Raw genomic sequence first — 12,810 nt, 5'->3', positions numbered from 1 at the left:
AGGGAACACCGTCTGCCCATGATTCATATCCCGAAATCGGAATACAGCCGTCGCCGCAAGGCCCTGATGGCGCAGATGGAACCCAACAGCATCGCAATCCTGCCCGCCGCCGCCGTTGCGATCCGCAACCGCGACGTCGAGCATGTGTACCGTCAAGACAGCGACTTCCAATACCTCAGCGGCTTCCCCGAGCCGCAGGCGGTGCTGGTGCTGATGCCCGGCCGGGCCCACGGCGAGTACATCCTGTTCTGTCGCGAGCGCAACGCCGAGCGCGAATTGTGGGACGGCCTGCGGGCCGGCCAGGAAGGGGCGATCCGTGACTACGGCGCCGACGACGCGTTTCCCATCACCGACATCGACGACATCCTGCCGGGCCTGATCGAGGGCCGTGACCGAGTGTATTCGGCCATGGGCAGCAACCCTGAGTTCGATCGGCACCTGATGGAGTGGATCAACGTGATTCGCTCCAAGGCCCACCTCGGCGCCCAGCCGCCGAACGAATTCGTTGCCCTGGATCATTTGCTGCACGACATGCGCCTGTATAAATCGGCGGCAGAGGTGAAAGTGATGCGCGAAGCGGCACGAATTTCCGCCCAGGCCCATATCCGGGCGATGCAGGCGGCGCGCCCGGGGTTGTATGAGTACAGCCTGGAAGCCGAGCTCGATTATGAGTTCCGCAAGGGCGGAGCGAAAATGCCGGCGTATGGTTCAATCGTCGCGGCGGGGCGCAACAGCTGCATCCTGCACTACCAGCAGAACGACGCACTGCTCAAGGATGGCGACCTGGTATTGATCGACGCCGGTTGTGAAATCGACTGCTACGCCAGTGACATCACCCGTACCTGGCCGGTCAGCGGCAAGTATTCGCCAGAACAGAAGGCGATCTACGAAGTGGTCCTGGCGGCCCAGGAAGCTGCTTTTGCCGAGATTGCGCCGGACAAACATTGGAACCAGGCTCATGAAGCGACGGTCCGGGTCATTACCGAGGGCCTGGTACGCTTGGGCTTGCTGCAAGGCGAGGTGGACGAGCTGATCGCCAGCGAAGCCTACCGGGCCTTTTACATGCACCGCGCCGGCCACTGGCTGGGCATGGACGTGCATGACGTGGGCGAATACCGGGTCGGCGGCGAATGGCGGGTCCTGGAGGTTGGCATGACGCTGACCGTGGAGCCGGGCATCTACGTCAGTCCGAATAACCGCAGCGTAGCGAAAAAATGGCGCGGCATTGGCGTGCGCATCGAGGATGACGTGGTAGTGACCAAAACCGGTTGTGAAATCCTGAGCCACGGCGTGCCGAAAACGGTCGCCGACATCGAGGCCCTGATGGCCGCCGCACGGACTCACGCGGCATGAGCCGGGTCAACCTGGCGATCATCGGCGGCGGCCTGGTCGGTGCAAGCCTGGCCCTGGCCTTGCAGGCTGGCGCCAAGGCCCGGGGCTGGACGATCATGCTGATCGAGCCCTTCGCCCCCGGCGACGCCTGGCAGCCAAGCTACGATGCGCGATCCTCGGCGTTGTCCTACGGTGCCCGGCAGATTTACCAGCGCCTGGGTGTCTGGCAGGAAATTTCCCGTCGTGCCGAGCCGATCAAGCAGATCCACGTGTCTGATCGCGGGCGGTTTTCCACGGCGCGCTTGTCGGCCATGGAAGAAGGCGTGCCGGCCCTGGGCTACGTGGTGGAGAACGCCTGGCTTGGCCATTGCCTGTGGCAAGGCCTGGACAGGGAAGTGGTCAGCTGGCGCTGCCCGGCGCAGGTCACCCGCATGGAGCCACTGGTGGGCGGCTATCGCCTGACCCTTGACGATGAAACCACCCTGGAATGCGATCTTGCCGTGCTGGCTGACGGCGGTCGTTCCGGCCTGCGCGAGCAGTTGGGCGTCGGCGTGCGCAATCGGCCCTATGACCAGAGCGCGTTGATCGCCAATATCACACCCAGCGAAGCCCACAATGGCGTGGCCTTCGAACGTTTCACCGATGACGGTCCGATGGCATTGTTGCCGTTGCCGGATAATCGTTGCGCGCTTGTCTGGACCCGCCCGGGCATGGATGCACAACGGTTGGCAGCCCTTGACGAGCGCAGCTTCCTCAGCGAGTTGCAGGGCGTATTCGGTTACCGCCTGGGCACGCTGAAGCAGGTGGGTGCGCGGCATCTGTATCCGTTGGCGCTGGTGGAGGCCGAAGAACAGGTTCGTCCCCATCTGGCGATCCTTGGCAATGCCGCCCACAGCCTGCATCCGATTGCCGGGCAAGGGTTCAACCTCTCTCTGCGTGATGCCCAGGCCCTGGCCGACGCCTTGCTTGACAGTGACAGCGAGCCTGGCGACTTTGCCGTATTGCAGGCCTATCGTGAGCACCAGCGAATGGACCAGGCCTTGACCGTGGGCTTCTCCGACCAAGTCACGCGCCTGTTCGGCAGCAGCCTGCCACTGGTATCCCTGGGCCGCAACCTTGGCCTGCTGGGTCTCGACTTGCTGCCGCCGGCCAAGCGCTGGTTCGCCCGCCAGGCAATGGGTCTGGGGACGCGTCCAGATGTGTGATGCCGGCGGTGTGAAGTTGATCATTCTTTTCATGGGCGGCTCACGTCGCCAGCAAAACAGGCTTGAAGCATGGAATTGCGTGCAGATCTGCTGATTGTCGGTGCCGGTATGGTCGGCAGTGCCCTGGCCCTGGCTTTACAGGGCAGTGGCCTGCAAGTGCTGTTGCTCGACGGCAGCCCGATGAGCGTCAAACCCTTCGATCCCCAGGCCGCGTTCGAGCCGCGGGTCAGTGCCTTGTCGACGGCCAGCCAGCGGATCCTCGATCGCCTGGGTGTCTGGGACGGCATCACCGCCCGGCGCGCCAGCCCTTATGCCGACATGCACGTCTGGGACGGCAGCGGCACCGGGCAGATCCATTTCTCGGCCGCCAGCCTGCATGCCGAGGTGCTCGGGCACATCGTCGAGAACCGCGTCGTGCAGGACGCTTTGCTGGACCGACTGCATGACTGCGACCTCGGTTTGCTGGCCAACTCGCGATTGGAGCAGATGCGCCGCTCCGGCGATGACTGGCTGCTGACCCTGGCCGACGGCCGCACGTTGCGGGCGCCTTTGGTCATCGCCGCCGATGGCGCGAATTCCGCCGTGCGTCGCCTGACGGGCGTCGCCACGCGAGAGTGGGATTACCTGCACCATGCCATCGTCACCAGCGTGCGCAGTGCCCGGCCGCACCGAATGACGGCATGGCAGCGCTTCACCGACAACGGTCCGCTGGCGTTCCTGCCGCTGGAACGCGACGGTCAGCACGACTGGTGCTCGATCGTCTGGTCCACCACCCCGGGCGAGGCGCAGCGCTTGATGGCCCTCGATGACAGTGAATTCTGCAGCGAATTGGAACGGGCATTCGAAGGCCAACTGGGTACGGTGCTCAGCGTCGATCCACGCCTGTGCGTACCGCTGCGCCAACGTCACGCCAAGCGCTATGTGGCTGAAGGGCTGGCGCTGATCGGCGATGCGGCCCATACCATTCATCCGTTGGCCGGGCAGGGGGTCAACCTGGGTTTCCTCGACGCCGCCGTGCTGGCCGAGGTGCTATTGCAGGCGGTCGGGCGCGGCGAGCGCCTGGCGGACGTGAAGGTGTTGAGCCGCTATGAGCGGCGACGCATGCCCCACAACCTGGCGTTGATGGCGGCGATGGAAGGTTTCGAGCGGTTGTTCCAGGCCGATCCATTGCCGGTGCGCTGGTTGCGTAACACCGGGCTGAAACTGGTGGACAGCCTGCCCGAGGTCAAGGCGCTGTTCGTGCGCGAGGCGCTGGGGTTGATTGGAGATTTGCCGGCGTTGGCCAAGGCCTGAGATTTAATGGCCGGGCGATGAGTCAGGAGCAGTTGTCTGGTTTCTATTTGTGCAACATTTGGAAACGTGTCGGGCAACTGTTCGATTGAGAAGGCAAATGTGAGTCCTTATCATTTGCGCTCGTTCACCATTGAGAGACCGCTCCCATGTTGGCTTCCAAGCGCTTGCTGTCCGCCCTTGCCTTGACCCTGATCGGCACCACTGCCGCCCAGGCCGCCGATGAGGTGGTGGTCTACTCTTCACGCATCGATGAGTTGATCAAACCGGTCTTCGATGCCTACACGAAGAAAACCGGGGTATCGGTGAAGTTCATCACCGACAAGGAAGCGCCGCTGATGCAGCGGATCAAGGCCGAAGGCGAAAACGCCACCGCCGACCTGCTGCTTACCGTCGACGCCGGCAACCTCTGGCAGGCTGAGCAGATGGGCATTCTCCAGCCATTCACCTCCCCGGTGATCGACGCCAACATCCCGGCTCAATACCGCGCCTCTTCCCACGCCTGGACCGGCCTGAGCCTGCGGGCGCGGACCATTGTCTACTCCACCGACCGAGTCAAGCCGACAGAGCTGACGACTTACGAAGCCCTGGCCGGCAAGGAATGGGAAGGCCGTCTGTGCCTGCGCACCTCGAAAAAGGTCTACAACCAGTCCCTGACTGCCACCCTGATCGAAACCCACGGTGCGGAAAAAACCGAGCAAATCATCAAGGGCTGGGTCAAGAACCTGTCCACTGATGTGTTCTCCGACGACACCGCGCTGATTGAGGCGATCAACGCCGGGCAATGCGACGTTGGCATCGTCAACACTTACTACTACGGCCGCCTGCACCAGCAGAAGCCGGACCTGAAGGTCAAACTGTTCTGGCCGAACCAGGCCGACCGTGGTGTGCACATCAATCTCTCGGGCATCGGCCTGACCAAGCACGCGCCGCATCCGGAAGCTGCGAAGAAGCTGGTGGAGTGGATGACCACGCCCGAGGCCCAGAACATTTTCGCTGACGTGAACCAGGAGTTCCCGGCCAACCCGAAAGTGGAACCTTCCAAGGAAGTGGCTGCATGGGGCAAGTTCAAGGCTGACACCTTGCCGGTGGAAGTGGCGGGTAAACGCCAGGCTGAAGCGATTCGGTTGATGGATCGGGCTGGCTGGAACTAAGCGTTGGCCAAGGCTTTTGTGGCGAGGGAGCTTGCTCCCGCTGGAGGGCGAAGCCCTCCCCCCGAGGATCTACCTGAAAGGCCATGATCCAGAATCTGGGGCTACTTCGTAGCCCAGCGGGAGCAAGCTCCCTCGCCACATGGGTAATTTGTCAGCGATGACATCTGTGCACATGTAGCGTGGGCATCATCACTTGAACGAGCGTTCTCCTTGACCCACCCCGTCCAACGCCGCTGGTACCCCGTGGTCTTCGCCGTCGCAGCGCTGGTCTTGTTACCCTTGAGTGTCCTGCTGTTGTCCTGGCAGAGCATCGACCTACAGATATGGTCCCACCTGTGGGACACCCAAATGCCGCGCCTGTTGGGTAACACCCTGACGCTGATCCTCGGTGTGGGGGTGGGTGTGACGTTGCTGGGGGTCAGCCTGGCTTGGCTCACCAGTCTTTGTGAGTTCCCCGGTCGACGTTGGCTCGATTGGGCGTTGATGCTGCCATTTGCGATCCCCGCTTACGTATTGGCGTTTGTCTTCGTTGGCCTGCTGGATTTCGCTGGCCCGGTGCAAACGTTGATGCGCGAATGGTTCGGCAGCGGCCTGCGCCTGCCCCGGGTCCGTTCCACCGGTGGGGTAATCCTGGTGCTGGTCCTGGTCTTTTACCCTTACGTTTATCTGCTGGCGCGAAGTGCTTTCCTGGCCCAGGGCAAGGGCTTGATGGAGGCGGCCCGGGTGCTCGGGCAATCGCCGTGGCAGGCATTCTGGCGAGTGGCGCTGCCGATGGCCCGGCCAGCCATCGGTGCGGGCGTGGCGCTGGCGTTGATGGAAACCCTGGCGGATTTCGGCGCGGTGTCGGTGTTCAACTTCGACACGTTCACCACGGCCATCTACAAGACTTGGTACGGCTTCTTCAGCCTCTCCAGTGCGGCTCAACTGGCCAGCCTGCTCTTGCTGGCGGTGATGGTAGTGCTTTACGGCGAACGGCGCGCCCGGGGCGCCCAGCGGACCGGCAATGAGCGGCCCCGGGTCAAGGCGTTGTACACGCTACGCGGCTTCAAGGCGGTGGCAGCCAGCGGCTGGTGCCTTTTGGTATTTGCCTGTGCGTTTGTCATCCCGATGCTGCAGTTGCTGGTATGGTTCTGGCAGCGTGGGCGTTTCGATCTGGACGAGCGGTACGCCGGGCTGATTGTCCACACCCTCTACTTGGGCGGGCTGGCAGCGCTGATCACCGTTTGCGTCGCTTTGCTGCTGGCGTTTGCCCGGCGCCTGGCACCGACTCGTCCGATTCGCGCCGGTGTCGGCCTGGCGAACCTGGGTTATGCCTTGCCCGGTTCGGTGCTGGCGGTGTCGATCATGCTTGCTTTCAGTTATCTGGACCGCGAGCTGGTCATTCCGCTGTCGACCTTGCTCGGTGGTGCGGGTAAACCACTATTGCTGGGCAGTCTGGCGGCGTTGTTGCTGGCGTATCTGGTGCGATTCCTGGCCGTGGCCTACGGCCCGCTGGAGAGCAGCCTGGCGCGAATTCGCCCGTCGTTGCCGGAAGCCGCCCGCAGTCTTGGTGTCAGTGGGCCACGACTGTTTTTCAAAGTGTATCTGCCGCTGCTGTTGCCCGGCACTTTGAGTGCGGCGTTGCTGGTGTTCGTCGATGTGCTCAAGGAAATGCCCGCGACCCTGCTGATGCGCCCGTTCGGCTGGGACACGCTGGCGGTTCGGATTTTCGAAATGACCAGTGAAGGGGAGTGGGCCCGGGCTGCCTTGCCGGCGCTGACCCTGGTGCTGGTGGGGCTACTGCCGGTCATCGGATTGATACGACGTTCGGCCCATCGAAACAGCTAGGTGTCAGTCCTACGTCATGCGGCTACAATGCGCGGCATTCGGTGCGGTCCGTCTGTCGGACCGGGTAACTGAGAGCGGCTGGCAATGCCTTTTCCTGGTGTTCGCGCTGTGCAGTGCCCGCCCGCACCTCCGCCAAGCCCGGAAGGAGAAACCCATGGGACAGCGCACGCCTTTGTATGACCTTCATCTCGCCCTTGGCGCGAAGATGGTCGATTTTGGCGGTTGGGATATGCCTTTGCATTACGGCTCGCAGGTCGAGGAGCACCATCAGGTGCGTCGCGACTGCGGAGTCTTCGATGTATCCCACATGACCGTGATCGATGTCGCCGGCCCGCAGGCCAAGGCTTGGCTGCAGCGCTTGCTGGCCAATGACGTCGACCGCTTGCAGGACACAGGAAGTGCCTTGTACAGCACCATGCTCAACGAGCGCGGCGGCATCGTCGACGACATGATCATCTACCGTGTCGAGGACGGTTATCGGCTGGTCTTCAACGCCTCGACCCGCGATCAGGACCTGGCCTGGATGCAGGCGCAGCTCGGTGAGTACGATGTGCAACTGCATGAGCGTCCCGAACTGGCGATGCTGGCGATCCAGGGCCCCCAGGCCCGGCACAAGATTGCCGAGCTGGTCACGCAAGCGCGTGGCCAATTGATTCAGCAACTCAAACCCTTTGAAGGTCGTGCCGACGGTGACTGGTTCATCGCCCGTACCGGCTACACCGGTGAAGACGGGCTGGAAATTGTCCTGCCCGCCCACGAAGCCCCGAGTTTTTTCAACGACCTGGTGGGGGCCGGCATTTCTCCCATCGGTCTCGGCGCCCGCGATACCTTGCGCCTGGAGGCCGGCATGAACCTTTATGGCCAGGACATCCACCAGGACGTTTCCCCGCTGGCCTCGAACATGGCCTGGAGCATCGCCTGGGAGCCGGCGAACCGCCAGTTCATCGGCCGCAGTGCGCTGGAAGCCGAGCTCGCGGGTGGTGTACAGCATAAACTGGTCGGCCTGGTGCTCGAGGAGCGCGGCGTCTTGCGTGCCCATCAGGTGGTTCGCATCGCTGATGTTGGCGAAGGTGAGATCACCAGTGGTAGTTTTTCTCCTACGCTTAGCAAGTCGATTGCCTTGGCACGTGTTCCGATGGCGACTGCGGACCGCGCCGAGGTAGAGATTCGTGGCAAGTGGTACCCGGTACGGGTGGTCAAGCCGACCTTCGTCCGCCATGGCAAAACCCTGATCTAACCCTTCGCGGCGGGCCGCTGGCCGCTGACACTTTCTCTTGAGGACACAGAATATGAGTGATATCCCTGCCGAACTGCGTTTTGCCGAAAGCCATGAGTGGGCGCGTCTGGAAGCCGACGGTACCGTTACCGTGGGCATCAGTGACCACGCTCAGGAAGCTTTGGGTGATGTGGTGTTTGTCGAACTGACTGAGGTCGGTAAGCGTTTTGCCGCAGGTGACCAAGCCGGTGTGGTGGAGTCGGTCAAGGCCGCTTCCGACATCTACTCCCCGATTGCGGGTGAAGTGATCGCGGTCAACGAAGACCTTGGCGGCTCGCCCGAGCTGCTCAATACCGATCCTTACGGTGCCTGGATCTTCAAGCTCAAGCCAAGCGACAAGTCCGAGCTGGACAAACTGCTCGATGCGGCAGGCTACAAGGCTGCTATCGGCGAATAAGGACGACTGCACCTGTGGGAGCGAGCTTGCTCGCGATAGCGGTGGATCAGCGGCATTGATGTGGGCTGACACTCCGCTATCGCGAGCAAGCTCGCTCCCACAGGGGGTTGGGACAGCCTTGGGTTTTTCACCGGGCAAAAAAATGCCGCTCAATCGAGCGGCATTTTTCATGGGGCTGGAATCAGTCCTGGGCGACGGCGTTTTTCGCCAGGATCGCGTTGGCCAGTTCCATGTCGCTGGCCTGCAGGCCTGGATTGTCGGCGCGGACTTTCTGCATCGCTGCTTCCAGGTAGGGGCCACGGATACCGCCGTCACTGGCAACAAAGCTGCCGGCATCGTCCTGGGCGGCGACGATCAGTTTGTGATCCTTGAAGGTCAGGTAGGTGGAACCGGTGGTCGCACCGGACGAGATGACGTTACGCCAAAACGTGTCGGCCATTGCCGAGCCAACAGGAAGAGACAGCAAGGCTAGGGTAGCGACAGCAAGTTTGAGACGCATGATAGGTGACTCCACTGGGTTAACTATGACGTTGGATTCCCTGCGCCTCGATTCAGTTCCATGACTTCTCAGTCAGCCCGCTCCACCTGCAGCACCGCGCCTTCCTGCGCCACCACCCTGACCCGCGTGCCAACGGCCGACTCGGGGCCTTTGGCCAGCCAGACACTGTCGGCCACCTTGATCTTGCCCCGTCCATCGACAATCGCTTCATGAACCTGGAATACCTTGCCGATCAGCTCCTGCCCACGCAGGTTCAGGTGTGGCTGATCGCTTTCACGCACAGCGCTGCGCTGGCGTCGCCACCAGTACAGCGCTGTTGCGATGGCGAACAGACCGAACAGCAGGAACTGCATCTCCCACGACAGTTGCGGCAGGATGAAGGTCAGGACACCCACCGCTGCGGCGGCCATGCCGATCCACAGCAAGTACCCGCCAGCGCCGAAGACTTCCAGGATCAGCAGGATGACCCCCAACGCCAGCCAGTCCCAGTACGACATTTGTTGCAGGAACACCCACATACATGCGCCTCAGGCTTTCTTGCTGTCGAAAGTGGCCTTGACGATTTCTCCGATGCCGCCGACGGCACCGATCACCTGGCTGGCTTCCAGCGGCATCAGGATCACCTTGCTGTTGTTGGCCGAGGCCAGGCGGCCCAGGGCGTCGATGTATTTTTGCGCGACGAAGTAGTTCACCGCCTGGACGTTACCGTCGGCAATCGCCTGGGACACCACCTTGGTGGCCAGCGCTTCGGCCTCGGCTTGGCGCTCACGGGCCTCGGACTCGAGGAATGCGGCCTGGCGGCTGCCCTCGGCCTCAAGGATTTGCGCCTGTTTCTTGCCTTCGGCGGTGAGAATCGCCGACGCTCGCAGGCCCTCGGCTTCCAGGATCTGGGCGCGCTTGATACGTTCGGCTTTCATCTGTCCCGACATGGCAGCCATCAGGTCGGCCGGTGGGCTGATGTCCTTGATCTCGATCCGGGTGATCTTGATGCCCCACGGCGCTGTGGCTTCATCGACCGTGCGCAGCAGTTTTTCATTGATACCATCGCGCTGGCTCAGCATCGCATCCAGCTCCATGGACCCCAGTACGGTGCGGATGTTGGTTTGCAGCAGGTTGCGGATGGCGTGTTCGAGGTTGTTGACCTCGTAGGCCGCCTGGGCCGTATTGACCACTTGGAAGAAGCACACGGCGTCGATTTGCACCGTGGCGTTGTCGGCGGTGATGACTTCCTGGGGCGGGATGTCCAGCACGCTTTCCATGACATTGATCTTGCGACCGATACGATCCATCACCGGGATGATGATGTTCAGCCCGGGCTTGAGCGTGTTGGTGTAGCGGCCGAACCGTTCGACGGTCCACTGGTAGCCCTGGGGCACGACCTTGAAACCCATGAACAGAATGGCGACCACGAGGCCGACAAAAAGTAAAAGTACGCTACCGATCTGCATGACTGTTCCCTGTTCGAATTGAAGTGACTGGCGAGCCCAGAGTGTAGGGCAAGCGGCCATTATCTTCTCTATGGTCCTTGTGGCGAGGGGATTTATCCCCGTTGGGCTGCGAAGCAGCCCCTATTTGGCATCTAATTGTGTCAGGGTTTATCTCATTGTTTGCTTGGGGTGCTTCGCAGCCCAGCGAGGATAAATACCCTCGCCACAACTACTTCTGTTCGCTCTGCGGTGTCACGCGCAGGACTTCCTCAACGGTGGTCAACCCTGCCGCCACCTTTTGTGCCCCCGAAAGCCGCAGGCTGCGCATGCCTTCCTTGAACGCCTGGCGGCGCACCGCCAGCAGGTCGGTGTCGGGATGGATCAATGCCTTGACGCTGTCGGTCAATTGCATGATTTCGTAGACCCCGGCACGGCCGCGATAGCCGGTGTCGCGGCACTCCAGGCAGCCGACGGCCTGTTGGGCATTGCCTGGCAACGGGGCCTGCCAGGGCCGGGTCAGGGTTTGCCAGTCGTCTTCGTCCAGGGTCAGGGGCGCCTTGCAATGCGGGCACAGCGTGCGCACCAGACGCTGGGCCATGACCCCGAGCACCGTGGCCTTGATCAGGTAATGGGGCACGCCGAGTTCCAGCAGGCGACTGATGGCGCTCGGCGCGTCGTTGGTGTGCAGGGTCGAGAGCACAAGGTGTCCGGTGAGGGCTGCCTGGATCGCCATTTCGGCGGTTTCCAGGTCGCGGATCTCACCGATCATGATGATGTCCGGGTCTTGTCGCATCAGCGCGCGTACGCCAGCGGCGAAGGTCAGGTCGATGTTGTGCTGGACCTGCATCTGGTTGAAGGAGCTTTCGACCATTTCAATCGGGTCTTCGATGGTGCAGAGGTTCACCTCCGGCGTCGCCAGTTTCTTGAGGGTGGTATAGAGCGTGGTGGTCTTGCCGGAACCGGTCGGCCCGGTCACCAGGATGATGCCGTTGGGCTGGCGGGTCATGTCCTGCCAGCGGCGCAGGTCGTCGGCGGAGAAACCGAGCTGGTCGAAGTCCTTGAGCAGCACTTCCGGGTCGAAGATCCGCATGACCATTTTTTCGCCGAACGCCGTGGGCAAGGTCGACAAGCGCAATTCCACTTCGCCGCCGTCCGGGGTCTTGGTCTTGACCCTGCCGTCCTGGGGTTTGCGTTTTTCCGCAACGTTCATCCGCCCCAGGCTCTTGAGGCGGCTGATGATCGCCATCGTCACCTGGGGTGGGAACTGGTAAACGGTGTGCAGCACCCCGTCGATGCGAAACCGAACCGTGCCCTGTTCGCGGCGCGGTTCGATGTGGATATCGCTGGCGCGCTGCTGGAAGGCGTACTGGAACAACCAGTCGACGATATTGACGATATGCGCATCGTTGGCGTCCGGCTCCTGGTCACTGGCGCCCAGGTTGAGCAACTGTTCGAAATTGCTCAGGTTGCTGGGTTGCTGGTCGGCCGTGGTGGCGCCGCTGACCGATTTGGCCAGGCGATAGAACTCCACGCTCAGGCGCTGGATATCCACCGGGTTGGCGACCACCCGCTGGATGGGCAGCTTGAGCACGTGGGTCAGGTCCGCTTCCCAACTGCTGACATAGGGTTGGGCGCTGGCGACGGTGACGGCGTCGCGGTCGACGGCCACCGCGAGAATCTTGTGCCGCTGTGCAAAGGCATAGGACATCAGTGGCGTGATGGCCGCGACGTTGATTTTCAGCGGGTCGATGCGCATGTACGGCTGGCCGGCCTGTTGGGACAGCCACAGGGTCAGGCTTTCCAGGTCCAGGCGTTTGCCGGGGCGGCTGAGATCGTCCAGATGCTGGTTGGCGATGAACTCCAATGGATGCAGCTGGGCATGGGCGCTGTGGCGCCGGCGGGCGTTGAGCGCGGTTTCGGCGCAGTCCTGGCTGATGAAGCCCTGGGCAACCAGTTGGCGCAGCAGATCGTTGAGGTCCAGCCAGCGGTCCTGAGTGGCGTGTTTGGTGGACATGCGGGTTTCCTATTGGACAATTGCAGCAAAGCCGCGATACAGACGCTTGGGCGTCCTGGCTCGGTCTGCAAAAGAATAGTCCCGACCACATGGATCGTTGGGCCACTACCCGACCAATGCGTTTCGAATTCTTGCCTTGCGGCGCTCAGCCCGCCGCCTGGACCGGCTCAATCCGCGCAATATCAGGGTCTTGCAGGTCCACCGAACGCACGCTGATCAGGTTACGCAATTTTTCAGCGATGGCCTGGGTACGGTGCCAGCTCAGCCGGTCTACAACGAATTTGTCGGTGGTGCGCTGAGTTCTGTGGAGGATGTGCTGGCCCCTTCGCGAGCAAGCTCGCTCCCACAGGGATCTTCAGCGAACGCACATGCGTGTACGGCGAAGATCC

General features: G+C 62.1%; 11 protein-coding genes and 1 pseudogene. 7 read left to right on the top strand and 5 right to left on the bottom strand.

The window, feature by feature from the left end; all coding sequences use genetic code 11:
* Nucleotides 1-18 precede the first annotated feature (18 nt).
* The 7 genes from pepP (at nucleotide 19) to gcvH (ending at nucleotide 8,481) form a co-directional block, all read left to right on the top strand.
* Entirely contained in the window at nucleotides 19-1,353 is a 1,335-nt protein-coding gene (gene pepP / locus QNH97_RS27425; RefSeq protein WP_283554732.1) for a Xaa-Pro aminopeptidase, read from the top strand.
* Nucleotides 1,350-2,537, top strand: a complete 1,188-nt coding sequence (gene ubiH / locus QNH97_RS27420) for a 2-octaprenyl-6-methoxyphenyl hydroxylase (protein WP_283554731.1) — start codon at nucleotides 1,350-1,352, stop codon at nucleotides 2,535-2,537. Before pepP ends, ubiH begins: the two co-directional genes overlap by 4 nt.
* Nucleotides 2,538-2,612: 75 nt before the next feature.
* Entirely contained in the window at nucleotides 2,613-3,830 is a 1,218-nt protein-coding gene (locus tag QNH97_RS27415) for a 2-octaprenyl-3-methyl-6-methoxy-1,4-benzoquinol hydroxylase (protein WP_283557563.1), read from the top strand.
* Nucleotides 3,831-3,976: 146 nt separating this feature from the next.
* Entirely contained in the window at nucleotides 3,977-4,981 is a 1,005-nt protein-coding gene (locus QNH97_RS27410) for an extracellular solute-binding protein (RefSeq protein WP_283554730.1), read from the top strand.
* Nucleotides 4,982-5,191: 210 nt separating this feature from the next.
* On the top strand, nucleotides 5,192-6,808 hold the full coding sequence (locus QNH97_RS27405; protein ID WP_283554729.1) for an ABC transporter permease: 1,617 nt from the start codon (nucleotides 5,192-5,194) through the stop codon (nucleotides 6,806-6,808).
* 154 nt (nucleotides 6,809-6,962) lie between these two features.
* The gene (gene gcvT / locus QNH97_RS27400; RefSeq protein WP_283554728.1) at nucleotides 6,963-8,045 is read left to right on the top strand and encodes a glycine cleavage system aminomethyltransferase GcvT; all 1,083 of its coding nucleotides are present in this window, start codon (nucleotides 6,963-6,965) and stop codon (nucleotides 8,043-8,045) included.
* Nucleotides 8,046-8,097: 52 nt separating this feature from the next.
* Nucleotides 8,098-8,481, top strand: a complete 384-nt coding sequence (gcvH, locus tag QNH97_RS27395; RefSeq protein WP_283554727.1) for a glycine cleavage system protein GcvH — start codon at nucleotides 8,098-8,100, stop codon at nucleotides 8,479-8,481.
* Between the two features lie 181 nt (nucleotides 8,482-8,662).
* On the opposite strand, the gene QNH97_RS27390 is transcribed toward gcvH, so the two are convergent.
* The 5 genes and pseudogenes from QNH97_RS27390 to QNH97_RS29670 all read right to left on the bottom strand — a co-directional run.
* Nucleotides 8,663-8,983, bottom strand: a complete 321-nt coding sequence (locus QNH97_RS27390; protein ID WP_283557562.1) for a DUF2388 domain-containing protein — start codon at nucleotides 8,981-8,983, stop codon at nucleotides 8,663-8,665.
* Nucleotides 8,984-9,048: 65 nt separating this feature from the next.
* The gene (locus QNH97_RS27385; RefSeq protein ID WP_283554726.1) at nucleotides 9,049-9,498 is read right to left on the bottom strand and encodes an NfeD family protein; all 450 of its coding nucleotides are present in this window, start codon (nucleotides 9,496-9,498) and stop codon (nucleotides 9,049-9,051) included.
* Between the two features lie 9 nt (nucleotides 9,499-9,507).
* On the bottom strand, nucleotides 9,508-10,428 hold the full coding sequence (locus QNH97_RS27380; protein ID WP_025216038.1) for an SPFH domain-containing protein: 921 nt from the start codon (nucleotides 10,426-10,428) through the stop codon (nucleotides 9,508-9,510).
* A 208-nt stretch (nucleotides 10,429-10,636) separates the two neighbouring features.
* Nucleotides 10,637-12,421, bottom strand: coding sequence for a type IV pilus assembly ATPase TfpB (gene tfpB, locus QNH97_RS27375; protein WP_283554725.1), 1,785 nt, complete (start codon nucleotides 12,419-12,421; stop codon nucleotides 10,637-10,639).
* A 145-nt stretch (nucleotides 12,422-12,566) separates the two neighbouring features.
* Nucleotides 12,567-12,698: pseudogene (locus tag QNH97_RS29670) on the bottom strand (ACT-like domain-containing protein); the annotation flags it as partial.
* Nucleotides 12,699-12,810 lie beyond the last annotated feature (112 nt).

Origin of the sequence: Pseudomonas sp. G2-4 (assembly GCF_030064125.1) — a bacterium.
GTDB lineage: Bacteria > Pseudomonadota > Gammaproteobacteria > Pseudomonadales > Pseudomonadaceae > Aquipseudomonas.
Note: the sequence above shows the minus strand (reverse complement) of the source record. Positions and strands in the feature narration are given on the sequence as shown.